Origin of the sequence: Thalassospira indica (assembly GCF_003403095.1) — a bacterium.
Classification (GTDB): domain Bacteria; phylum Pseudomonadota; class Alphaproteobacteria; order Rhodospirillales; family Thalassospiraceae; genus Thalassospira; species Thalassospira indica.
Window position 1 is genome coordinate 1,290,308 of sequence record NZ_CP031555.1, and the last position, 23,153, is coordinate 1,313,460.

The 23,153-nt window shown below is 55.3% G+C and carries 20 protein-coding genes; 9 read left to right on the forward strand and 11 right to left on the reverse strand.

Annotated features, from left to right (window positions below; all coding sequences use genetic code 11):
- Positions 1 to 59: 59 nt before the first annotated feature.
- The gene (locus DY252_RS06135; RefSeq protein WP_064787234.1) at positions 60 to 2,096 is read left to right on the forward strand and encodes an NADH:flavin oxidoreductase; all 2,037 of its coding nucleotides are present in this window, start codon (positions 60 to 62) and stop codon (positions 2,094 to 2,096) included.
- A gap of 49 nt (positions 2,097 to 2,145) precedes the next feature.
- Here DY252_RS06135 and DY252_RS06140 read toward each other — a convergent pair whose 3' ends face one another.
- Positions 2,146 to 3,024 (reverse strand): LysR substrate-binding domain-containing protein, encoded by an 879-nt coding sequence (locus DY252_RS06140; RefSeq protein ID WP_064787233.1) that lies wholly within the window; start codon positions 3,022 to 3,024, stop codon positions 2,146 to 2,148.
- 149 nt (positions 3,025 to 3,173) lie between these two features.
- On the opposite strand from DY252_RS06140, the gene DY252_RS06145 reads away from it, so the two are divergent.
- Together DY252_RS06145 and DY252_RS06150 are read left to right on the forward strand one after the other, a co-directional pair.
- Positions 3,174 to 4,415, forward strand: a complete 1,242-nt coding sequence (locus tag DY252_RS06145) for an aromatic ring-hydroxylating oxygenase subunit alpha (protein ID WP_082923394.1) — start codon at positions 3,174 to 3,176, stop codon at positions 4,413 to 4,415.
- 4 nt (positions 4,416 to 4,419) lie between these two features.
- Complete coding sequence (locus DY252_RS06150; protein ID WP_064787232.1) at positions 4,420 to 5,451, forward strand: FAD-binding oxidoreductase; 1,032 nt, start codon at positions 4,420 to 4,422, stop codon at positions 5,449 to 5,451.
- A 12-nt stretch (positions 5,452 to 5,463) separates the two neighbouring features.
- Here DY252_RS06150 and DY252_RS06155 read toward each other — a convergent pair whose 3' ends face one another.
- Both DY252_RS06155 and DY252_RS06160 read right to left on the reverse strand, forming a co-directional pair.
- Positions 5,464 to 6,492 (reverse strand): IS630 family transposase, encoded by a 1,029-nt coding sequence (locus tag DY252_RS06155; protein ID WP_054645368.1) that lies wholly within the window; start codon positions 6,490 to 6,492, stop codon positions 5,464 to 5,466.
- Between the two features lie 128 nt (positions 6,493 to 6,620).
- Positions 6,621 to 7,640 (reverse strand): GlxA family transcriptional regulator, encoded by a 1,020-nt coding sequence (locus tag DY252_RS06160; RefSeq protein WP_064789460.1) that lies wholly within the window; start codon positions 7,638 to 7,640, stop codon positions 6,621 to 6,623.
- Between the two features lie 97 nt (positions 7,641 to 7,737).
- On the opposite strand from DY252_RS06160, the gene DY252_RS06165 reads away from it, so the two are divergent.
- The 6 genes from DY252_RS06165 to DY252_RS06190 all read left to right on the forward strand — a co-directional run bounded on the left by DY252_RS06165 (position 7,738) and on the right by DY252_RS06190 (position 14,927).
- Positions 7,738 to 8,991, forward strand: a complete 1,254-nt coding sequence (locus tag DY252_RS06165) for a sarcosine oxidase subunit beta family protein (protein ID WP_064789459.1) — start codon at positions 7,738 to 7,740, stop codon at positions 8,989 to 8,991.
- Positions 8,992 to 9,002: 11 nt separating this feature from the next.
- Positions 9,003 to 9,305, forward strand: a complete 303-nt coding sequence (locus tag DY252_RS06170; protein WP_008889547.1) for a sarcosine oxidase subunit delta — start codon at positions 9,003 to 9,005, stop codon at positions 9,303 to 9,305.
- Complete coding sequence (locus DY252_RS06175; RefSeq protein WP_064789458.1) at positions 9,302 to 12,295, forward strand: sarcosine oxidase subunit alpha; 2,994 nt, start codon at positions 9,302 to 9,304, stop codon at positions 12,293 to 12,295. Before DY252_RS06170 ends, DY252_RS06175 begins: the two co-directional genes overlap by 4 nt.
- 15 nt (positions 12,296 to 12,310) lie before the next feature.
- On the forward strand, positions 12,311 to 12,862 hold the full coding sequence (locus DY252_RS06180) for a sarcosine oxidase subunit gamma (RefSeq protein ID WP_064789457.1): 552 nt from the start codon (positions 12,311 to 12,313) through the stop codon (positions 12,860 to 12,862).
- A gap of 170 nt (positions 12,863 to 13,032) precedes the next feature.
- Complete coding sequence (locus DY252_RS06185; RefSeq protein WP_064789456.1) at positions 13,033 to 13,971, forward strand: 2-hydroxyacid dehydrogenase; 939 nt, start codon at positions 13,033 to 13,035, stop codon at positions 13,969 to 13,971.
- 104 nt (positions 13,972 to 14,075) lie between these two features.
- Entirely contained in the window at positions 14,076 to 14,927 is an 852-nt protein-coding gene (locus DY252_RS06190) for an urea carboxylase-associated family protein (protein ID WP_064789455.1), read from the forward strand.
- 63 nt (positions 14,928 to 14,990) lie between these two features.
- Here DY252_RS06190 and modC read toward each other — a convergent pair whose 3' ends face one another.
- From modC to DY252_RS06230, 8 genes are all read right to left on the reverse strand, one after another.
- A complete protein-coding gene (gene modC, locus DY252_RS06195) occupies positions 14,991 to 16,121 on the reverse strand; it encodes a molybdenum ABC transporter ATP-binding protein (RefSeq protein ID WP_064789454.1) in 1,131 nt (376 codons plus the stop codon).
- Positions 16,118 to 16,810, reverse strand: a complete 693-nt coding sequence (modB, locus tag DY252_RS06200) for a molybdate ABC transporter permease subunit (RefSeq protein WP_082923528.1) — start codon at positions 16,808 to 16,810, stop codon at positions 16,118 to 16,120. The genes modC and modB overlap by 4 nt, the downstream gene beginning before the upstream one ends.
- The gene (gene modA / locus DY252_RS06205) at positions 16,807 to 17,607 is read right to left on the reverse strand and encodes a molybdate ABC transporter substrate-binding protein (protein WP_231959748.1); all 801 of its coding nucleotides are present in this window, start codon (positions 17,605 to 17,607) and stop codon (positions 16,807 to 16,809) included. Before modA ends, modB begins: the two co-directional genes overlap by 4 nt.
- A gap of 149 nt (positions 17,608 to 17,756) precedes the next feature.
- Positions 17,757 to 18,275 (reverse strand): hypothetical protein, encoded by a 519-nt coding sequence (locus tag DY252_RS06210; protein ID WP_008889555.1) that lies wholly within the window; start codon positions 18,273 to 18,275, stop codon positions 17,757 to 17,759.
- A 63-nt stretch (positions 18,276 to 18,338) separates the two neighbouring features.
- Positions 18,339 to 19,028: an exonuclease domain-containing protein gene (locus DY252_RS06215; RefSeq protein WP_064789452.1), complete on the reverse strand. Its 690-nt coding sequence runs from the start codon at positions 19,026 to 19,028 to the stop codon at positions 18,339 to 18,341.
- Between the two features lie 5 nt (positions 19,029 to 19,033).
- Positions 19,034 to 20,902, reverse strand: coding sequence for a DUF294 nucleotidyltransferase-like domain-containing protein (locus tag DY252_RS06220; RefSeq protein WP_064789451.1), 1,869 nt, complete (start codon positions 20,900 to 20,902; stop codon positions 19,034 to 19,036).
- Between the two features lie 122 nt (positions 20,903 to 21,024).
- On the reverse strand, positions 21,025 to 22,791 hold the full coding sequence (locus DY252_RS06225) for a sodium:solute symporter family protein (RefSeq protein ID WP_064789450.1): 1,767 nt from the start codon (positions 22,789 to 22,791) through the stop codon (positions 21,025 to 21,027).
- Between the two features lie 24 nt (positions 22,792 to 22,815).
- A complete protein-coding gene (locus DY252_RS06230; RefSeq protein WP_008889559.1) occupies positions 22,816 to 23,073 on the reverse strand; it encodes a DUF4212 domain-containing protein in 258 nt (85 codons plus the stop codon).
- Positions 23,074 to 23,153 lie beyond the last annotated feature (80 nt).

Genomic DNA, 23,153 nt, shown 5'->3' on the forward strand with positions numbered 1-23,153 from the left:
ATAACTGTACATTTCTGGATATCGTCATAGGCAGAGAGTCCAAACCCGGAGCCCCGCACATGTCCAACGACCCGCTTCTTCAGCCCTATCAGCTTAAACATCTGACGCTGCGCAACCGCATCATCATGACGTCGCACGAACCGGCCTATCCCGAGGATGGCATGCCCAAGGACCGTTATCGCGCCTACCATGTGGAGCGTGCCAAGGGTGGGGTTGCCATGACCATGACGGCAGGATCGGCCGCCGTGTCCAAAGACAGCCCGCCGGTTTTCAACAACCTGCTGGTCTGGAAAGACGAAGTCGTTCCGTGGATGAAGGACCTGACCGATGCGGTGCATGAACAGGGTGCCGCGGTTATGATCCAGCTGACCCATCTTGGCCGTCGCACGCGTTGGGACAAGGCAAACTGGTTGCCGGTGGTCTCCCCGTCGCACAAACGCGAAGCTGCCCACCGGGCCTTCCCGAAAAAGATGGAAGACTGGGATATCGAACGCATCATCAAGGATTATGCCGATGCGGCCGAACGCATGAAGGCAGGCGGTATGGACGGGATCGAGCTTCAGGCCTATGGCCATCTGATGGATCAGTTCTGGTCGCCGCTGACCAACGAGCTTGATGGTCCTTATGGCGGCAGCATCGATAACCGCCTGCGCTTTACCTTTGATGTGCTGACTGAAATTCGCAAACGGGTTGGGCCGGATTTCATTGTCGGTGTGCGTTATACCGGTGATGAAGACCTTGAGGGTGGATTGACCAAGGAAGACGGCCTGTCTATTTCCAAGCGGCTTAAAGACAGTGGCATGGTCGATTTCCTCAATGTCATTCGCGGGCATATCGATACGGACGCCGGTCTGACCGATGTGATTCCGATCCAGGGCATGGCGAACTCGCCGCATCTGGATTTTGCCGGTGAAATTCGCGCCGCCACAGATTTTCCGACATTCCATGCTGCCAAGATCCCCGATGTCGCGACTGCACGCCATGCGATTGCATCGGGCAAGGTTGATATGGTCGGCATGACGCGCGCGCACATCACCGATCCGCATATTGTCCGTAAGATTATTGAAAAGCGCGAAGATGAGATCCGCCCGTGCGTCGGGGCCAACTATTGCCTAGATCGCATCTATCAGGGCGGGTCGGCCTATTGCATCCATAACGCCGCCACCGGGCGTGAGCTTTCGATGCCCCAAATCATCGAGGCGGCTGAAACCCGCAAGAAGGTCGTGATTGTCGGATCCGGCCCGGCCGGGATGGAAGCCGCCCGTGTTGCCGGCGAACGTGGTCATGAAGTTGTTGTCTATGAAGCCGCCCCCAATCCGGGCGGACAGATCCGCCTGACCGCGCAGAATGAACGCCGCCGCGAAATGATCAGCATCATTGAATGGCGTATGGCTGAATGCACCCGACTTGGCGTGAGTTTTCATTTCAATACCTGGGCAGAGGCCGACACGATTACGGCCGAAAACCCCGATGTCGTCATCATCGCCACCGGCGGCATGCCCGATACCGAAGTCCTGTCAAAGGGCAATGATCTGGTCGTGTCGACCTGGGATATCATTTCGGGCGACGTCAAGCCGGGGACCAATGTTCTGGTCTATGATGATGCCGGGGATCATGCCGGTTTACAGGCAGCCGAACTGATTGCCCAAAGTGGTGCCAAGGTCGAAATCATGACGCCGGATCGGTCATTCGCGCCCGAAGTCATGGCGATGAACCTTGTGCCCTATATGCGCAGCATGCAGAAGCTTGATACCACCTTTACGGTGACCTATCGCCTTGAAGCGGTGGAGAAGCAGGGCAACCAATTGGTCGCCCATGTTGGCAGCGATTATGGCGGGGTTACCAAGCAACGCATTGTTGATCAGATCGTGGTCAACCACGGCACCATTCCGCTTGATGATATCTATTTTGATCTCAAGCCCGGCTCATCGAACCATGGCGAAATGTCGCATGACGACCTTCTGGCCGGAAAACCACAATCAGTTGTCCGCAATCCCGATGGGGCCTATCAACTGTTCCGGATTGGCGATGCGGTATCGGCACGCAACACCCATGCGGCGATCTATGACGCACTGCGTTTGTTAAAAGACGTCTGATGCGTACGGCAAGCGTGGCTATGTGTCGCGCTTGCCATTTGCCTTCCTGTCAGGCGGCGTTTATCAACCAGTCGACAAAGATGCGGGCCTTTTCGGATGCGCGCGGATGGACGCGTAGATAAAATCCCATCGGCGACGGAATTTCGTCAGGCACAAGTTTGATCAGGCGTCCGTCTTCCAGCAGTGGCCCAACCAGTTCGTCCCAGCCAAGCACCGCACCGACATCATCCTGCGCGGCCTGAAGCGCAATCGTGTAATTGTTGAGCTTGAAGCTGCGGCCCTTTGGGGCCGGGCGTCCCAATGCACGGAACCAGTCGGTCCATGTTGTCCAGTCCGTTTCCTCGTTATGCAGGTGGATCAGGGGTGCACGCAAAAGATCATCAATCGTTTCGATGTTTTGTTCGGCCTTAAACGCCGGTGTGCCGATGGCGGCCACGCGATCCTGAAACAGTTTGTAGTATCCGTCCGCCCCGTCATCGGGGTTGCTGTAATGGATGCTAAGATCGCAATACCCAGTCATGCCCGGTACATCCGAGACAATTTGCGACACCGTGATATTGGGATGAATTTTCCAGAAGGCGGCAATTTTTGGCGTAAGCCAAAGTGAACTGACAGCGGTTGTCGTCCGGATTGTGACATCAACCGTTTCGGGTTGATCGCGCAACTGAATGACCGTATCGGAAATGGTTTCAAAGCCCCTTTGCAGGGCGACGAGAAGGAATGCACCTTTCTCGGTCAGCTCCACGCCCCGGTTGCGGCGAATGAAAAGGGCGCTGCCAATATCGGTCTCAAGTGCCTTGATCTGATGGCTTACAGCCGCTGGCGTGACATTAAGTTCTGCCGCCGCATCCTTGAAGCTCATGTTGCGGCCCGCCGCCTCAAAGCAGATCAGGGCGTTTATTGAAGACAGATCATATGGGCGGGCCAACGGCCTCTCCTGAAAACAGCACCGGGTAACTTCTGTGAGTTTTTCAGATTAGCTGAGCTAAACCAAGATGAAAATTAATGCCGTTGCAAATCATGGCATGAAGTTCACACTTTTGGTTGCTTCCAACCATCAAGAAACGGATTTCCGCCATGCCCGTTATGCCGCATTCAGTCCAAGATCTTTTGGCGCGTCGCGTTCCCGGATATTCCCTGGAACAGCCGTTCTATACGGATCAGTCGATCTTTGAGCTCGACCTTGAAAACATTCATTACAAGGAATGGTTGTTTGCGATCCCGGCATGCGAAATCCCCAAGGCGGGCGATTACGTCATTTATGAAGTCGGTGCTTATTCCGTTGTGATCGTGCGCGGCAATGATCAGGTCGTGCGGGCATTTCACAATTCATGCCGTCATCGCGGGTCGGTTCTGTGTAAAACCAAAAAGGGCCGGAATCCAAGGCTGGTTTGCCCGTATCACCAGTGGACCTATGACCTTGATGGCAAGTTGCTTTGGGCGCGTGATATGGGTCCGGATTTTGATAACTCAAAATTCGGGTTAAGCCCGGTTCATTGCCGGGTTATCCACGGGTTGGTTTATATCTGCCTAGCTGAAAACGCGCCGGATATCGAACCGTTTGCCAAGGCTGCAGAACAATACCTTGCACCGCACGATCTGGAAAATTCCAAGGTCGCGTTTGAAAGCACGATCATCGAAAAGGCCAACTGGAAGCTGGTCTGGGAGAATAATCGGGAATGTTATCATTGTGGGGGGAACCACCCATCCCTGTGCCGGACCTTCCCGGAAGATGCGCGTGCGATCGGCAGTACGTCCGATGGTGTTGTGGCCAGTGTGCTTGATGATCATGTCGCCCGCTGCGAGGCGGTCGGCGCGCCATCTGCTTATCAGATGGCTGATAGTGGTGAATGGCGTCTGGTGCGTGTGCCGCTTTTGGGGGAAGCAGAAAGCTACACGCTTGATACCAAGGCAGCTGTCAGCCTGCCGAACTCCAGCATCCCGTTCAAAAATGCCGGATCGCTTTTGAAGTTCCATTATCCATCGACCTGGAACCATTTCCTGTCTGACCATGCGCTTGTTTTCCGTGTAACCCCGATCAGCCCGATGGAAACCGAAGTCGTCACCAAGTGGCTTGTGCACAAGGACGCGGTTGAAGGCCGTGACTATGATCTGAAACGACTGACCGAAGTCTGGCTTGCGACAAATGCCGAAGACAAGGAAGTGGTCGAAAACAATCAGCGTGGCATTGCGACACCAGCCTACAAGGTCGGTCCGTATTCCGAAATCCACGAAGCCGGTGTTGCCCAGTTTGGCAACTGGTATGCGAAAACCCTGTCTGACAGGCTGACCGAAACCAGATTGATCGCGGCGGAGTAGGGCGATGTCTGTGATCGAGAAACCTAAACTTGCCTTCTGGTCGGATGCTGAGGAACTGGAATGTGTTTCGTTCCTGCCAGAAGCCCCCAATGTCATGACGTTCTGCTTCCAGTCGGTGTCGGGCGCGTTGTTCAGCTATGACCCCGGGCAGTTCTTGACGTTGGAGCTCCCGGTGCCGGGTGGGCCGCTTTATCGGACCTATACGATTTCATCTTCGCCATCGCGGCCGACATCCTTGACCGTCACGGTCAAGGCGCAGGCGGGGTCGGTCGGTACGCGCTGGATGCTGGATCATTTGCGTCCGGGCATGCGCATTCGGGCCAAGGGACCGGCTGGAAGCTTTTCACTGGTTAATCATCCGGCGAATAAATACCTGTTCATTTCGGCGGGCTCGGGCATCACACCGATGATGTCGATGACGACCTATCTTTATGATGCCGGGCGTGATCCCGACATTGTATTCGTCAATTGTGCAAGGCGCCCGTCCGAAATCATCTTTCGCGAACGCCTGGAACACAGCGCATCGCGGATCAACGGCATTTCCCTGAAATGGGTGGTTGAGGAAGAAGATTCCTACAAGCCATGGACCGGGTATCTTGGCACCTTCAATCAGTTGATGTTGGGCCTGATGGCGCAGGATTATCTGGAACGCGAAGTGTTCTGTTGCGGGCCGGAACCCTTCATGCAGGCCGTGCGCGAGGTGCTTGTCGGGCTTGGCTATGACATGGAACGTTATCATCAGGAAAGCTTCCATGCGCCGACAATTGATGTTGAAGACGTGCCCGATGATGTTGTCCCGGATGAGGAGAGCAAGGCGGTCATCGCATTCACGGCATCTGGCATCACCGCCAATTGCACGCAAACCGATACCGTCCTTGCTGCGGCACGTACCGCAGGGCTTGTAATCCCGTCAGGCTGTTCGATGGGGATTTGCGGAACCTGCAAGGTGCGCAAGACGCAGGGCCAAGTTCACATGGTCCATAATGGCGGGATAACTGACGACGATATCGAAGAAGGTTATACTAATTCGAAATAAAGTAAGCGAATATTACCCGGAGATATAAGCCAAATCCGGATGGCCAAAAAACGATTTCAATAGTCGTGGCAATTTTTGCAAACGTCGAAGCTGCCGGTAAACAGTGCTCCGAAGTTGTTCTTTGCTGTTAATGATCTTTTTACCGACGTGATGGTATTTGATATAGCCCCAAACAGACTCGTCAGGATTCAGCTCCGGCGAGTACGGCGGCAGGAAGAACAACCTGAGCTTGCCGTCGAGACTCTCAACATAGTCTCGAACCCGACGAGCATGATGAACCGGGTGGTTATCGAGGATCAGGAAAACCGGCTTGTCAACGTCTTGCACCAGAGCCTTGAGGAAACCAAGAAACGCATCGGTGTTCATGTTGCCCTGAATGGTCTTAAAGCGAAGCTCGCCGCGAGGCGAGATGGCCGAGATCAGATTGATGCTGAAGCGACTGCCCGTATTACGGATGATCGGAGTTTCACCCCTGGGTGCCCAGGTGGTGCCACTGTGATAATCAGACCGAATGCTGGCTTCATCGCCGAAATAGATGGTGGCGCCGACTTTTTTTGCTTCCTTGCGAATTTCCGGGTAGGTCTCTTCTTTCCATTGTTTCACGGCCTCTGGCTTTTGCTGGTAGGCCCGATGCAGGGGTTTCTGAGGCGTCAGCCCCAGGTTTCGAAGCAGACGACCGACCGAGACATCGCTTAACCGGACGTTGAACTTTTGCCGGATGAGCTCACGCACTCGGCCCCGAGTCCACAGGGCAAAATCAAACTTCAACTGGTCCGGCGTAAAGGTCGTTATCCAGATATACAGCTCCCGGATCTGAGCACCGCTCAGTTTCTTGGGACGACCGGAAATCTGCTTGGCCTTGAGCGCGTCAAAGCCACCCTCGCGGTAGGCAGCCAGCCATTCATAGATTCGTGCTCGGCTCATCCCCAGCGCTTTGATGACGACTTCTGGACTCTCGCCATCCATGACCCGTTGAACGGCGCGAACGCGAATGGCTTCTAATGTTTTGTGATCAAGTTTACGACCGTCATCGTGGCGCATGTGTGTAAATATCCGATAAGCTTGGCGAACGGAGCCTACATTATAAATGATGTTCGCTTACTTTCGAACCCATTAGTATCTTGGCCTGTTGTTCAAACCCGATCGGGCAGGTCACCATTGATGCCTGATCAGGGCAGGGGCGTTGGCACAGTATTTCTGTATTCCGTCGGGTTCATGCCGATTTCGGCCTTGAAGGCATGAATGAAGTGCGATGCATCGCAAAAGCCGGTACTTAGCGCAATCTGGGTCGTGGTCTTGTTTGGCTCAGCAAGTAGCTTTTTGGCCGCATCAATCCGGATACGCAGTGCCGCGCGAGACGGTGAAATGCCAATGTCAGCATGAAACGCGCGTTCAAGCTTGCGGCGCGTTACACCAAGTTTTTCGGCCAGTTTGGCAATTGTTTCTGGCGACTCAATATTCTGGCGCATCCGCAACAGCGCCTTTTTGACCAGTGCGTCTCTGGCAACTAGATCGGTCTGAAAGCCCGGTTGCGGGTTTTCGCCGGTCATGGCCTCGTTGATGATCATGATGCTGAGGCTTTTGGTTGCGGCCGTGCGCCCGATGTGTTTTTCCACTACCCAGGCAGCGAGATGGGCCGTGCCGTGCCCGCCCGAACAGGTCAGGCGATCCCGATCAACAACGAAAATCTGATCGGAAACCGGTTGGGCTGCCTCGAAGCGTTCGACAAATTCGTCATGGTGAAACCAACTGACACAGCAACGATAACCTTCAAGAAGCCCTGCCTCATAAAGTGCGAAAACCCCGGTGCACAAGCCGATCAGGTTCTTGCCCTGCGCCGCAGCGGCCTTGAGATAAGCAATGCAATCAGGTGAGAACCCGCCTTGTTCTTGAATTAGGCCGCCGACAACCACGATATAGTCGTAGTCACTGGCATTGCGCAGGCGCGTGTCGGGCTGGACCTTGACCCCGCAACTTGATCGCACCGGGTTCATGGTATCAGACAGCACTGTCCAGTCGCAGTGAATGGGCCGCGAACGGTCCGCTTCATCAGCCGACAGGCGCAAAACATCGACAAAGCTTGCAAACGCTGTCAGCGTGAAATTATCCGCCAGCAGAAAGGCGACACGAAGGCGCTTTTTTACTGGGGTTTTGCCAAGGTCAGAACGCGGGTTCGAAAAAGAGTTCATGGCAAAAATATACAATGAATTTGTCGCAATTATCCAGTCCGTAAAACAAGGACATTGATAGAGTTCCGGCAATGGTAAATCGGGGGATCGTATAATCATGACCCATTTTTCTGCGCTATCGCTTATCAAGAACGCCCTTAGCGACCAAAAAAACTGGGAGCCGCAATGGCCCGACAGTGAGCCGAAGGCCGAGTACGATGTCATCATCGTCGGCGCGGGTGGGCATGGTCTTGGTGCGGCCTATTATCTGGCCAAGGAACACGGCATCACCAATGTGGCCGTGATCGACAAGGGGTGGCTTGGCGGTGGCAACACCGGTCGTAACACGACGATCATTCGGTCGAACTATCTCTATGACGAAAGCGCCAAGCTTTATGATCACGCACTTGATCTGTGGGATGGGCTGAGCCAGGAACTGAACTACAATGTCATGTATTCGCAGCGCGGCGTTCTGATGCTTGCGCATAACGTTCATGATGTTCAAAGCTTCCAGCGCCATGTTCATGCAAACCGCCTGAACGGTGTGGATAACGTCTGGCTGTCCAAGGAAGAAGCCAAGGAATTCTGCCCGCCGCTCGATATCTCGCCAAATGCGCGCTATCCGGTCGTCGGTGCTGCCCTTCAGCGTCGCGCGGGCACGGCACGCCACGATGCGGTGGCATGGGGTTATGCCCGTGGGGCGGCGGCACGTGGTGTTGATATCATTCAGAACTGCCCGGTAACCGCCATTCGCCGTGGCCCGGATGGTCGTGTGACCGGTGTTGAAACCGCCAAGGGCTTTATCGGCGCGAAAAAGGTTGCTGTTTCGGCGGCTGGTCATACCTCGGTCGTGATGGATACAGCGGGTGTTCGCATGCCGCTTGAAAGTTATCCGCTGCAGGCGCTGGTATCCGAGCCGGTCAAGCCGATCTTCCCCTGTGTTGTCATGTCCAACAGCGTGCACGCCTATATCAGCCAGTCTGACAAGGGCGAGCTCGTTATTGGATCGGGCACTGATCAGTACACCAGCTATTCCCAGCGTGGCGGTCTGCCTTTGATCGAGCACACGGTTGCTGCGATCTGCGAGATCTTCCCGATCTTTAGCCGCATGCGCATGCTGCGTAAATGGGGCGGTATTGTTGATGTGACCCCGGACCGTTCGGCCATTCTTGGCAAGACGCCGGTGCCGGGTCTTTATGTCAACTGCGGCTGGGGCACCGGCGGGTTCAAGGCGACCCCGGGTGCCGCCCACACACTGGCATGGACCGTGGCAAAGGATGATCCCCACCCGGCCAACGCGCCCTTCACTCTTGAACGTTTCAGCACCGGTCGTCTGATTGACGAAGCCGCTGCTGCCGCTGTTGCGCACTAAGGAGACCGGACATGCTTCTGATCCATTGCCCCTATTGCAATCAGACCCTGCCGGAACTGGAATTTACCTATGCCGGTGAAGCCCATATCGCACGTCCGGCCGATCCGTCGTCGGTCAGTGACGAAGAATGGCGCGACTTCCTGTTCATCCGTACCAACGTGAAGGGCCCGCATTATGAACGTTGGCGCCACTTCCATGGCTGTGGTCGATATTTCAACGCTGTGCGTGACACCGTCAGTGACCGGTTCCTGATCACCTATAAAACCGATGATCCCCGTCCTGAACTGTCCAAATTGTTGGAGAAATCGAAATGAGCAGCTTCCGCGTTTCCGGGCGTGGTCGCGTCGATCACACCCAACCGATCCAGTTCACCTTTGATGGCAAGAAAATCAAAGGTTTCAAAGGTGATACCGTGGCATCGGCCCTGCTGGCCAATGGCATCCACCTTATGGGCCGTTCGTTTAAATATCACCGCCCGCGTGGTGCCGTGACCGCCGGTTCCGAAGAACCAAATGCACTTGTTGGCACGCGCCGTGGTCCGGGCCGGTTTGAGCCGAACACTCGTGCGACTGTTCAGGAAATCTGGGACGGTCTTCAGGTCAACAGCCAGAACCGTTATCCCAGCCTGTCCTTTGACATTGGTGCGATCAACGACAAGGCCTATATGCTGTTTTCGGCCGGGTTCTATTACAAGACCTTCATGTGGCCGAAATCCTTCTGGGACAAGGTTTATGAGCCGTTCATTCGTGCGGCGGCTGGTCTTGGCGTTTCGCCGACCGAACCCGATCCGGATCACTATGCATCGCGTTACCTGCATACCGATGTTCTGATCGTCGGTGCCGGTCCTGCCGGTCTTGCAGCGGCCCTGTCGGCGGCCCGTGCCGGATCGCGTGTGACCCTTGTTGATGAAAACCCCGAAGCCGGTGGATCGCTTCTGTCCGAGCCGTCTGCTCAGATCGAAGACATGTCGGCATGGGACTGGGTTGGCAAAACTGTCGCCGAACTCAAAGAGCTTGACGTCAAGCTGATGACACGCACGACCGCAATTGGCTACTACCACCAGAACATGGTTGGTCTGTGCGAAAAGTTGACCGACCACCTTGCTAGCCCGGACGGCGAAACCCCGCGCGAACGCATGTGGCGTGTCCGTGCCAAGCAGGTTGTTCTGGCGCAAGGTGCACTTGAAAAACCACTGGTCTTTGATGGTAACGATCGCCCGGGCGTGATGCTGGCCGGTTCTGCCCAGACATACCTGAACCGGTATGGCGTGCGGGTTGGTGACAAGGCTGTCATCCTCACCAGTCACGATAGTGCATGGTATGCGGCCTTTGATCTGGCAGACGCTGGCACCACAATTGCCGCGATTGTTGATACCCGCGCCGAACCGAATGCCGATCTGGTTGCTGAAGCGACCAAACGCGGTATCCGCATCATGGCTGGTCACACCGTTACCGGAACCGAAGGCCGCCTGCGCGTCAAATCGGTTCGGGTCAACCCGGTCACCGGATCGTCGGTTGGTGCGCCCGAAGTTATCGGCTGTGATTGCCTTATGATGTCGGGGGGCTGGACGCCGTCGCTGCACCTGTTTTCCCATACCAAGGGAACGCTTAAGTGGGACGAGGAACGCCAGACTTTCCTGCCTGATCACAAGGCAGAGGAATGCGAAATCGCCGGTGCAGGCCGTGGCCTGTGGGGCATTGAAGCAGTCCTGAATGACGGGGCTGAAATGGGCGCGGCTGTGGCCAAAAGCCTTGGCAAGAAGGCCAAGGCGGCAAGCTACGGCGTTGCCAATGACCGTCCGGGAACCGGTGTTAGCCACAAGGAACTGCCGACCGATCTGGATGCAGGCAAGGCCCGTGCCTTCGTCGATTACCAGAATGACGTGACGGCCAAGGACCTGCGTCTGGCGGTACGTGAAGGCATGCGTTCGATTGAGCATGTCAAACGCTATACCACCAACGGCATGGCAACCGATCAGGGCAAGATGTCAAACATCAACGGCCTTAACATTGCCTCTGACGCACTGGGTGTGCCGCAGCCGAAAGTCGGTCTGACGACCTTCCGCCCGCCTTACACCCCGACGACCTTCGGGGCGTTTTGTGGCTATCACAAGGGCAGTCACTTCGAAGTGACGCGTAAAACCCCGATTGACAGCTGGGCCGAAGAAAACGGTGCCGCGTACGAGCCGGTCAGCCTGTGGCGCCGTGCATGGTACTTCCCGAAAGACGGCGAAGACATGCATGCCGCCGTGTCGCGCGAATGCCGTGCGACGCGTGCAAGTGTCGGTATCTTTGATGCATCGACCCTTGGCAAGATCGAGGTGGTTGGCCCGGATGCGGTGGAATTCATGAACCGCATGTACACCAATCCCTGGACCAAGCTGGCACCGGGGCGCGCGCGTTATGGTCTGCTTTTGGGTGATGACGGGTTTATCCGTGATGACGGTGTCATTGGCCGTCTGGCTGATGATCGCTTCCATGTCACCACCACGACCGGTGGTGCGGCGCGCGTTTTGAACATGATGGAAGACTACCTTCAGACTGAATGGCCGGACCTTGATGTCTGGCTGACCTCGACGACCGAGCAGTGGGCGACCATTGCGCTGAACGGCCCGAATGCCCGGAAGGTGCTTGAGCCGTTTGTCGAAGGTCAGGACATGTCTGACGAGGCCTTCCCGCACATGTCGGTTTCGGAATGCCGCGTTGGTGGTTTCCCGGCGCGTCTGTTCCGCATCAGCTTTACCGGCGAAGTCGGCTTTGAGGTCAATGTGCCGGCCCATGCCGGGCGTGCACTTTGGGAAATGCTGTTCGAAGCGGGCAAGAAATACGATATCTGCCCTTATGGTACCGAAACCATGCACGTGCTGCGTGCCGAGAAGGGCTATATCATTGTCGGTCAGGATACCGATGGCACGGTTACCCCGCATGATGCCGGGTTAAGCTGGGCAATCGGCAAAATGAAACCAGATTTCGTCGGCAAGCGCGGTCTGGCACGTCCGGATCTGGTTGCCGAAGGCCGCAAGCAGTTGATCGGTCTTCTGACCGAAGATGGCAAAACCAAGCTTGAGGAAGGGGCACAGATCGTTCTTGATCCGAACCAACCCAAGCCGATGAAAATGGTCGGCCATGTGACATCAAGCTATCACAGCGATGCCGCAGGTCGCCCGATTGCCATGGCGCTGCTTGAAGACGGTTTCAATCGTATGGGTGAAACCATTTACATTCCGATGCCTGATCGTGTGATCAAGGCGCAAGTCACCGGGACCGTATTTTACGATCCTGAAGGCGCACGGTTGAAACTTTAGGCGGGGAACAGAAAAATGACGGTACTTACACACGCATTTACGCCAGGTCCGATCGTTGCGTCCGGCCCGGTCAAGCTGACCCTGATGGCACCGGTTGCCCGTTTCTCGCTACGTTTGCGGGCGACCAATATTCCGGCCGTATCCAAGGCGATTGGTGTGGATATGGCAACCACCGTTGGCGTACGTGCGGCCAACGGCACGACTGAGTCCATCTGTCTCGGCCCGGATGAATGGCTGATCATCGCCAAGCCGGATGATGCGGAAACGGTGACCAAGGCGTGCGCGGATGTCTATTCATCCGCAACCCACAGCCTGACAGAGGTTTCGGCCCGCGAAGTCACGGTCCGGATCGAAGGCGAACGTGCGAGCGAGTTGCTGACCATCGGTTGCCCGCGCGATATCGACAGCATCCCGGTGGGTGGTGGTTGCCGTACGGTGATTGACGGTGTCACGGTTGTTCTTTGGCGGGATGCTGAGCAAAGTTTCCGCATGGATATTTGGCGTTCGTTCGCCCTGCACATCATCGATCTGCTGTGCACCGGCTGCAAGGAATTCGCGGCAGAATAATCTGCATTGGGGCGGGGATTTGGCGATTGCCATCCCCGCCCTTATTGTGTCCGGGGAAACGTATTGGGTTGAATGTGGTTTCCTGGCGATGTGAAACTGCGCATCAACTTGTCTCAGGTGATTGAGGCGGTTAGTCTTTGGGGCACACGCAGCCATCGAAAGACGCCCCAATGATACGTTCCGTCCTCGCCCTTCTTGATATTCGCCCGGCCTATACGGCCATGTTGGCAGAAGGCCACGATCTGCATCGCTATGACCTGCTTGCGGACAAGCAGAAATTTCTTGATGAAATGGGCGATCAGATCAGAGCTGTTGTGACATCAGCGCGGTTTGGTGTTCCGGAAGACTTGCTGGCGCAACTACCGAACCTTGAAGTCATTACAAGCTTTGGCGTTGGGCATGATGTCTTTGACCTGAAGGCACTGCGTGACCGCGGTATTCGTCTTTCGACCACACCCGACGTTCTGACCGATGATGTTGCCGACACGGCGATCATGTTGATGCATGCCACCTTGCGACAGCTTGTTTTGGGCGACGACTGGGTGCGCAGCGGAAAGTGGGCGGCAAAAGGTCCGATGGCACTGACCAGAAGTGTACGCGGCAAGAAGCTTGGCATTGTCGGGCTGGGTCGGATCGGACAGGCAATCGCATCACGCGCAATGCCAAGCGGGGTAGAGGTTGGCTATTTCGGGCGCAGCAAGAAGGATGTCGAGTACCGGTTCTTTGATGATCTGACGGCACTTGCGACATGGTCGGATATCTTGGTGTTGTCCTGCCCCGGTGGGGCCGCGACCAACGGGATCGTCAATGAAGCGGTGCTTAAAGCCCTTGGCAAAGATGGTGTCGTGATCAATATCGCACGGGGATCGGTGATTGATGAACTCGCTTTGATCCGGGCTTTGCAGCAAGGATTGGTTGCCGGCGCGGGCCTCGATGTGTTTGAAAATGAACCGGACATCGATCCGGCATTTGCCAAGCTTGATAACGTTGTGCTGTATCCGCATCTGGCGAGTGGAACGGTGGAAACTCGCGATGCCATGGGCCAACTGGTTGTTGATAATCTTGATGCCTGGGACGAACGCCGAGAATTGATCACACCGCTTGTTTAGTTGTTTGTTTGATCTGCCAGTCGGACAGCTTGAAACAGGTTTGTGTCAACCTGTCACTGTGCCATTCTGTCGCCCATCTATTTTCCTGTTATCGAGGCCACTCCATGACTTTCAAGCCCCAGCACCAAGCCCCAACAGACGCCGCCGAGCGACGCGCGATTAAGCCGGTCGTTGTTTATCCCAACGGAACTCTGTCCGAGCCTGACTTTGCGACGCTCTCCGAGTTCAGGGCATCAATGAAGAAAGTGAACGAGGTTATCGTTCCACCACGCGATGCGCGCACGTTTCATGTGCCCAAGGGATACTTTTTCCGCATTGTCAGTGTTGATGGGCCGCAGGTCGGTGATTTGAACCTTTGGAATGCAAATGACCTGAAGGAACGGTTTTTCAGCGGCAAGACCCGTGCCCTGCATCGGACCCACCTGACCACAGGTGATCGTTTGTGGTCCAACATGCCCTATCTGCGTTCGATGGCGCTCATCAGCGAAGATACCCTTGATTGGTATGGCTTTGATGAGGATGGCGGCAGTGTGCATGATGTGATTGGCACCCGCTGCGATCCGTTTACCAACCGGTTGTTGTCAGGCAATGATTATCATCATTGCTGCCACTCCAACCTTTGCCGGGCTTTCAGTGATGAGACCGGCATGTCGATGCAGAAAGCCGATCACTATGTGCATGATGTGTTGAATGTCTTCATGTGCACCGGCTTTACCAAGGACACCCATCAGTATTTCATGAAGGCAAGCCCGGTACGCCCGGGGGACTATCTTGAAATGTTTGCCGAGATCGATTTGCTGGGCAATCTGTCGACCTGCCCGGGTGGGGATTGCAGCACTGGCCATTCAAGTGATGAGGCTGCCTGTTATCCGCTAAAGGTCGAGATTTATGAAACCGATCCGGCCTTGCAGGATAAATGGGACTGGCCAGCGCCCAGTGCGTATCAGCATCCTTAAGCCTTAAAACAAACCCCCGTCGAGGATGCCGACGGGGGTTTGTCGTTTCTGGGTGTGTCAGTTTTAGCGATCGCGCAGCTGCCCATTGACTGTGACCGACTTGATCACGGCAAAGACCTTTTGATGGGGCTGCAGTTTTAAGCGTGATCCCGACCATTTCGTGATGCGGGCATGAATTTTGGGGCGGCCACTGGTTTCGGCCAGAAGGGTGGCATCCGCATCCTGACCAAAGCACATGGTCACATCTATGGTGTCACCGGGCTCGTCACTGATTTTGGTGACGGTGACGGGAATGATGTTGTTCGCACTGATATCGTGCGGCGGGGTACGGGCAATCATGACGTCACGGGCACGAATATGCAGTCGGACACGATTACTTTTCGGACGGCCGAGATAGGGCACGACAAGTCGTTGCCCGCCACATTCAAGGAAGCTGACCTCAGCCTTGGGGTCACGACTGACAATTCGGGCGGCCAAAACCGTTCCGGCATCAAAGCGCCCGGCCAGCGGCGCCAAGTCCGTGCGGCCCAGCATGTCAAAAACCGACCCGGTCGCAAGTGTCTTGCCCTGATCAATGATTACCATGTGATCGGCTAGGCGGGCGACCTCGTCAATCGCGTGGGTGACATACAGGATCGGTATTTTGCGATGATCGCGTAACCATTCGAGGTACGGCAGGATTTCCTGTTTGCGGGCGTGATCAAGGGCAGAAAGCGGCTCATCAAGCAACAATACGTCCGGATTGGACAAAAGCGCACGCCCAAGTGCCACCCGTTGCTTTTCCCCGCCAGACAGAAGGTTGGGGCGGCGATCCATCAGATCCCAGATATCAAGCATCTCAAGGATGGCCTGTTGTTCATCCTGTGGCAGTTTGTGGGGATTGCGGCGTGCCCCGTAAAACAGGTTGTCGCGCACCGATTTGTGCGGGAACAAGCGATTATCCTGAAACACGCAGCCAACCCGACGCTTGCGAACCGGAAGGTTGATGCCACGTGAATGTTCAAACAGTACATGATCGTTGATTTGAATATGGCCGCGATCCGGGCGGACCAAACCCGCAATCATGTTAACAAGTGTCGTCTTGCCACTGCCTGATGGGCCAAACAGGGCGGTTATCCCCGGTTCAGGAATATTGAACTCGGCGGAAAGCTGGAAAGTCTTGAGATTGCGTTCAACATTGACACCGATGCTCATGACGCGGCCCTCTTGCGAATACGACGGAGCGCCAATTCAGACAGAAGTAACCCGGCAAAGGCCAAGCCGATCGACAGGGCGGCCAAGCGCGCCGCGGCCAGTTCACCGCCCGGCGTCTGGATCGCAGTATAAATCGCCAGTGGCAGGGTGCGGGTTTCACCCGGAATGTTTGACACGAAGGTGATGATCGCACCGAATTCGCCAAGGCTTGCGGCAAAGGCCGTGATCGCACCGGCAATGATGCCCGGAAGAGCCAAGGGCAATGTCAGCGAAAAGAACCGATCAATCGGCCCGGCACCAAGGGTTTCGGCAGCCTGATAAAGGCCCGGATTGACGTTTTCAAGACTAAGCCGAATGGCGCGGACCTGAAACGGGAAGCTGACAATCGCCGATGCCAGTGCCGCGCCCGTCCAGCTAAAGACAAAGCGCAGCTCAAAGGTCTCGTACAGCCAAGCACCCAAGGGTGCGCGGGTGCCCATCGCGATCAATAATAAATAGCCCATCACAACGGGCGGAAGGATCAGCGGTAGATGCACAATCGCATCAAGAATAAAGCGTCCGGGAAACCGACCAAGGGCAAGCGCAGTTGCGACAATAATCGCAAAGGGCAGGGCACAAGCAACAGCAACGCCTGAGATGCGCAAGCTTAGCAGAAGTGCCTCTATTTCGGCGGGGGTCAAACTGATCATTTTCCGGGCACGTTTGCTTGCGTTGTTGCAACGGGTTCAAAACCATAGTCGGCAAAAATGCGGCCCGCGTCATCCCCCAAAAGCCATAGCAGGAATTTCGTGGCTTTGGTTTCGGACGGATCACCCGTCAGGGCAACAGGATAGGTAATGACCGGGTGACTGTTTTCGGGGAAGGTGCCGATGATTTTGACGTTATCGGAAATGCCGGCGTCAGTTTGATAGACGATGCCAATCGGTGCTTCGCCCCGTTCAACCAGCGCCAAGGCCGCACGAACATTGTCAGTACGCGCCAGTCTTGGTGCGACCGTTTCCCACTGCCCCAAGGATGTCAGTGCCTGTTTGGCGTAAATGCCAGCCGGCACGTGGTCCGGGTCGCCGACTGCAATGCGATCATTGGGTCCGATCAATGTTGTCAGGTCTGATGTTTTGGTCATTTTAATCGGGTTAAGATTGCTATCTTTGGGGGCGACAATAACCAGACGGTTTGTCAGCAGGTCATGACGGCTGCCGGGGACAAGCAAGCCCTGATCATTTAACCAGGTCATCCATTTTTCGTTGGCAGAGATAAAGACATCTGCTGGCGCCCCTGCGGCGATCTGGCGCGCCAGTGTCGAGGAACTTGCCAGTGACAGGCGTATTGTATCACCGGTTTCCTTTTTATAGGTGGCGGCCGCAGTTTCAATGGCATTGGTCAGGCTCGCGGCGGCAAACACAGTGATATCGCGCGCACGGGCCGCTGTTGAGATGCTGCCGACAAATACGACCGCGATCAGAAAGAAGGTGGCTGCAGATGGCAATAGGGATCGAAAATTGGGCATAGGGACCCGTAACTTAAGAAAAAGGGCACGATTGCATCACTATAGCCGAAATCAGTTTTGTTGCCACACATGACAAGGCCCGCCACAGGGCGGGCCAAAGATTGTCCGATTTTGCGATGGAAACGCGTTCAGGAACAGACCGCCGCGCGCAGTGGGTCGTCGGCATCCATATCAAACCATTCATTCATTGCGGTCGGGAAACCATTGCTGTCGAGTGACGTATCGGGCGTGATATAGCCACGCCGTCCTTGCGCACAATCAACAAGATGGGTCAGGGCAAGGGTTTCTCCACCCTTGCGCAGCAGCAGGGTCATGACGCGTTTTTCATCGGGGTTTTGGGGATTGGATACCAGTTTTTCGCGATCAATCGCCGTAAAGCGGTTGGTCGGTGCGGAAACCAGTGTCCACGGCGCGAAAATGTTTTCGTCAGTAAAGGTCTGAATGACGCTGATGGTCTGAGGCAGGCGGGCCTCGTAGCGATCAAACCATGTGTATTCATCCCAGATCATGTAGCCAAACATCGCAATCGCTGCGACGAGCGGAATGACATATTTCGGTGCCTTGCGGCCCCAAAGCCGGAACAGCAACATGACCACGCCAGCCGACGCAAACCCGATAACAACGGTTGAGAAGATAAAGACGTACATAGGCTGGTGGCTCCCGATCTGCTGTTATTATTGGTGGGGCATTTTTTGAGCCCTGATAACCGATTAGCGCAGTATCCGGTCGAGCTCAAGTTCGCCTTTCGGATCACGTTTGGCGATCTGGGCCAAAAATAGGCCCGACGCGGCAATCGCGTCAGACAATGCGTTATGGGCCCGGAAAGGGGGCAGGTTATGATTTCGGCGCAATGTATCAAGCCGGAGCGCCCCGGATTTCATGGTTTCACCGCTGCGCCGGATGTCACGGAGCGCCAGAACCAGGGTATCCACTGTCGGGATTTGCAGCGGCGCGCCAAAGGACTGTTTGCAGGCTTGGCCAAGGAAACCCAGTTCAATCGGCGCATGATGGGATAACAGAACCCGGCCAGCCATCTGAGGCAAAAGATGCTCAAGGGCCGCTTCAATGCTGGGTGCATCGGCGACATCGCTATCAAAGATCCGGTGGACCACGACCGAGCTTTCGCTGAGCTCCTTGGTTGGCCGCACCAGAATATGTTCGCAACTTGAAAAATCGACCGAAAGCTGACGGATAATCACCCAGCCGAGGCTGACGATTTCGTCCTTTTTGGGATCAAGGCCGGTGGTTTCAAGATCAAGAGCGATGAATTCGGTTTCCATCACGGATCTTTCAGGATCGGCAGGCGGCACATCGTAATAGGTTCGCAAAGGCCCGGTTGCCTTGCGCTGGATGAAGTCACGATACAGCCGACTGTCGAGGATTTTCTGGCGCAATCCCATATGGCTTACGTCCCGCTTTTGCCAAAGGCGTGCTCAAGCGCGCCCTGAAGGTTCTTGATCACCGAGAACGCATCCTTGAGATGGCTGCGCTCAAACGCCGACAGGCTTTCAGGTTGCAGGAAGTTATCGGGTTTTTCGCCACGCCGGATCTGACGGACCTGATGTTTCAGGCGGGTGATGCTGATGAATTCAAAGGCATCAAGAAGGTCTGACGCCCCCTGATTACTGATGGATGGGAATGCCTTTACGGCATTGAGCCGCTCGTAGGTATTTACGGCCTCGACCCCGTTGGCAAGGGCGTGAATGCGGGCAACATCAACGATTGGCACCACGCCGTTATGTTTCAGATCAAGGGTCTTGTCATGTTCGCCGCCACGGATCATGACGAAATTCTTGAAGAAACCAAGCGGGACGTGATGGCTCAGCGCATTGCCCACCATATAGGCCTGGAAAATACGGTTGTCCTTGGCCTTGGAGATGATCATGCGATGCAGGTCTTCAAACAGGCTCTTGGTGCCGTGGACCGGGCGCAGATCAAACCAGACCGAACACAGCATCAAGGATTTTGGTTCGGGTTGTTCGATCCATTTGTTGAAGTAATGCTGCCAGGTGCGCACCGGTTGCCGCCATTCATCTGTTCTGGCCATCATTTCACCGGGGCAATAAACGTAGCCAACCTTGTTCAGGCCATCACAGACAAAGTCGGCAAGATTTTTGAAATATTCCCCGTGCTGATCCGCGTTATAGGCGTCATCTATAATCAGGCAATTGTCCTGATCCGAAAGTGCCGTTTGTTCCTGACGGCCTTGTGATCCGCCTGCCATCCAGACATAGGGGACGGGTGGGGGGCCGAATTCTTCCTCTGCCAGTTGCAACAGCCGGGCGGTCGCCGCATCCGACAGGGTCGTTACGATATGTCCGGCATTTTGCGATGTCGCGCCCGCCTCAATAAGGTGACTAAGAAGTTCGGGGACTTGGGCGATGACCTTTGCCATTTCTTCGGGTTCGGTCAGTTTGCCGATCCGACCTGCCATGTAAACAGCCGACAGCGACTGGCGTGCCAGCAAGTTGTTGGTGGTGATCATGCCAACTGCCTTGCCATCCTTCATCACCGGCAGATGGCGGATATTGTTGCGCGTCATGGTCAGAAGCGCATCAAAGGCGTACTGATCGGGATCGATCGAGATCGGCTTTTCGGTCATGATGGCCGTCACTGGCTCATCATAACTGCGGCCCTTGGCGATGACACGATTGCGCAGGTCACGGTCGGTCATGATTCCGGCAACGCCGTCACCTCCTTCGGTGATCAGCAGACAGGATACGCGTTCCTTGCTCATCAACTGGCCTGCTTCGAGGATGGAGGCGGACTTGTCGATGCTGACCAGTTCGCGCGCGATCAGGTCACTGACCTTCACACTCATCAGTTTGAGCTGATCGTCATCGCGACTTTCGAGCAACTGCATGCCACTGCGCAGGCGTTCGCCACCCATCTGGGCGAAGAAATAGCTGAATTGCGGATACTTTCCAGTTAGCGCATGAAAATCCTTTTCAGGCAGCAAGTAACACAGGCTGTCTTCGAGAGTTGTAATGTTGTTCGCGGCCCGTCCATTCTGATACATCGCGCGCACACCAAAGCATTCGCCCTCTGACAGACGGGCAAGCAACTGCCCGTTCGGGTCGCGGGTTTCGGTGCCGCCGGTGCGGATGATGTATAGATGAAGGCATTGTTCCTCGGGCGAGAGGACCTTGGTCCCTGCGCGGAAATAACGGGCCGAGAGGCGCTTTGGCAGGGCGTTGATTTCTTCGTCAGGTAACAGATCGAACGGGTGGTGCTGTTTTAGAAATTCGGCAATTTCTTCGAGTTCGATGCTCATGACTGTTTTCCTCCGCAAGGGCATGCCCTGAGTGCATTGTTGCCTGACTAAGGCCGAAAAGAAAAGCCCCCGGATCAATGATCCGGGGGCCTGCAACAGTTCCTGGCAAACCAGTTGACTGATTAGTGGTCAACTGCGCCACCGGCTCCTTTCGGAACGCGGATGTCTTCAATCATGTGCTGGATATGCTCTGGCGGTTCAGCGGTGACTTTCGACACAGCGAAAGCAACGATGAAATTCAGAAGCATACCAACGACGCCAATGCCTTCCGGCGATATGCCGAACAGCCAGTTTGCTTCGACGTTTTCGATCAACACCGGGATAAAGATGCCCTTGTAGGACATGATATAACCCATGGTGAAGATCAGACCGACCAGCATCCCGGCAATAGCACCTTCACGGTTAACCTTCTTGGAGAAGATACCCATGATGATAACCGGGAACAGCGAGGATGCGGCAAGACCGAAGGCGAAGGCCACCACCTGTGCCACAAAGCCCGGAGGATTGTAGCCCAGATAACCGGCAATCACGATCGCGACCGCAGCCGCAACACGCCCGGCCATCAGTTCCTGTCCTTCTGTCATGTTCGGTGTGAACGTGCCTTTGAGAAGGTCATGTGAAACGCCCGACGAAATCACAAGCAGCAGACCAGCAGCCGTTGAAAGTGCTGCTGCGATACCACCAGCTGCGACCAGGGCAATGACCCAGTTCGGAAGCTGTGCGATTTCCGGGTTGGCAAGTACCATGATGTCACGGTCAACGCTCAGTTCGTTACCAGCCCAGCCATATTCAGCTGCTTTGGTCGCAAACTCTGCGTTCGCATCGTTGTAATACTGGATGCGGCCGTCACCGTTCTTGTCTTCGAACTTCAGAAGGCCGGTTGCTTCCCAGCGCTTCATCCAGTCCGGACGTTCTTCATAGACGAGGTTACCGTCTTCTGCGCCCACTTCACCGGTCTGGATGGTGTCGGTCAGGTTCAGGCGAGCCATTGCACCAACTGCCGGAGCAGTGGTGTACAGCAGCGCGATGAAGACCAGCGCCCAACCGGCCGAAGAACGTGCATCACGTACTTTCGGAACGGTGAAGAAGCGAACGATAACGTGCGGAAGACCGGCAGTACCAACCATCAGTGCAAGCGTGATTGCAAAGATATCAATCGTTGACTTGTTGGTGGTGGTGTATTCGAGGAAGCCGAGTTCCGTCACAACCTGGTTAAGGCGATCAAGCATGTATTCGCCGGTGCCATTCACGGTCGAGCCAAATGCCAGCTGCGGCAGCGGATTGCCGGTCAGTTGGAAGGCAATGAAGATTGCCGGGATGGTGTAGGCAATAATAAGAACGCAATATTGTGCAACCTGGGTATAGGTAATGCCCTTCATGCCGCCAAGAACAGCATAGATGAAGACGATGCCCATGCCGACGATCAGGCCGGTGAGGAGCTCAACTTCAAGGAAGCGCGAGAACACGATACCAACGCCGCGCATCTGACCTGCCACATAGGTAAACGAGATAAAGATCAGGCAGATAACAGCAACGATACGGGCGGTTTTGGAATAATAACGATCCCCGATGAATTCCGGCACGGTGAATTTGCCGTACTTACGAAGGTACGGTGCCAGAAGCATCGCCAGCAGGCAGTAGCCACCTGTCCAGCCCATGAGGTAAACCGAGCCGCCATAGCCAAGGAAGGCAATGAGGCCAGCCATAGAGATAAAGGAAGCAGCCGACATCCAGTCTGCTGCGGTCGCCATGCCGTTGACGACCGGGTTAACACCTTTGCCAGCGACATAGAATTCGCCGGTGGTGCTTGCCTTGGCCCAGATCGCGATGCCGATATACAGCGCGAAGCTCAAGCCGACGGCAATATATGTAAGGGTGGTAAGATCCATCTTGTCTGTCTCCCTGATCCTGCGTCAGTCGTCTTCACGAACGCCGAATTCGCGATCCAGTTTGTTCATCTTGGCCACATAGACGAAAATCAGTGCGACAAAGACGTAAATGGACCCCTGTTGAGCAAACCAGAAACCAAGCTGGAAGCCCGCGATTTCGATAGAGTTGAGGGCATCGACAAACAAGATGCCGAAACCGTAGGAAACGATGAACCAGATCGCGATAAGGACCGAGACCAGCTTCACGTTTCTCTTCCAGTAGGCTGCGCTTTGTTCATCCATCGCGCGTCTCCTTCCTAGAAATGATAACTTTCCCTGCCGACATATTTTTATGCTGTGTTTGTCGGCCGCATGAATGCGTG

Bases quoted from the DNA above. Each gene is read 5' to 3' on its own strand.
- DY252_RS06135 (WP_064787234.1), top strand. From the start codon at position 60: ATGTCCAACGACCCGCTTCTTCAGCCCTATCAGCTTAAACATCTGACG.
- DY252_RS06145 (WP_082923394.1), top strand. From the start codon at position 3,174: ATGCCCGTTATGCCGCATTCAGTCCAAGATCTTTTGGCGCGTCGCGTT.
- DY252_RS06150 (WP_064787232.1), top strand. From the start codon at position 4,420: ATGTCTGTGATCGAGAAACCTAAACTTGCCTTCTGGTCGGATGCTGAG.
- DY252_RS06155 (WP_054645368.1), bottom strand. From the start codon at position 6,492: ATGCGCCACGATGACGGTCGTAAACTTGATCACAAAACATTAGAAGCC.
- DY252_RS06160 (WP_064789460.1), bottom strand. From the start codon at position 7,640: ATGAACTCTTTTTCGAACCCGCGTTCTGACCTTGGCAAAACCCCAGTA.
- DY252_RS06165 (WP_064789459.1), top strand. From the start codon at position 7,738: ATGACCCATTTTTCTGCGCTATCGCTTATCAAGAACGCCCTTAGCGAC.
- DY252_RS06170 (WP_008889547.1), top strand. From the start codon at position 9,003: ATGCTTCTGATCCATTGCCCCTATTGCAATCAGACCCTGCCGGAACTG.
- DY252_RS06175 (WP_064789458.1), top strand. From the start codon at position 9,302: ATGAGCAGCTTCCGCGTTTCCGGGCGTGGTCGCGTCGATCACACCCAA.
- DY252_RS06180 (WP_064789457.1), top strand. From the start codon at position 12,311: ATGACGGTACTTACACACGCATTTACGCCAGGTCCGATCGTTGCGTCC.
- DY252_RS06185 (WP_064789456.1), top strand. From the start codon at position 13,033: ATGATACGTTCCGTCCTCGCCCTTCTTGATATTCGCCCGGCCTATACG.
- DY252_RS06190 (WP_064789455.1), top strand. From the start codon at position 14,076: ATGACTTTCAAGCCCCAGCACCAAGCCCCAACAGACGCCGCCGAGCGA.
- modC (WP_064789454.1), bottom strand. From the start codon at position 16,121: ATGAGCATCGGTGTCAATGTTGAACGCAATCTCAAGACTTTCCAGCTT.
- modB (WP_082923528.1), bottom strand. From the start codon at position 16,810: ATGATCAGTTTGACCCCCGCCGAAATAGAGGCACTTCTGCTAAGCTTG.
- DY252_RS06210 (WP_008889555.1), bottom strand. From the start codon at position 18,275: ATGTACGTCTTTATCTTCTCAACCGTTGTTATCGGGTTTGCGTCGGCT.
- DY252_RS06215 (WP_064789452.1), bottom strand. From the start codon at position 19,028: ATGGGATTGCGCCAGAAAATCCTCGACAGTCGGCTGTATCGTGACTTC.
- DY252_RS06220 (WP_064789451.1), bottom strand. From the start codon at position 20,902: ATGAGCATCGAACTCGAAGAAATTGCCGAATTTCTAAAACAGCACCAC.
- DY252_RS06225 (WP_064789450.1), bottom strand. From the start codon at position 22,791: ATGGATCTTACCACCCTTACATATATTGCCGTCGGCTTGAGCTTCGCG.
- DY252_RS06230 (WP_008889559.1), bottom strand. From the start codon at position 23,073: ATGGATGAACAAAGCGCAGCCTACTGGAAGAGAAACGTGAAGCTGGTC.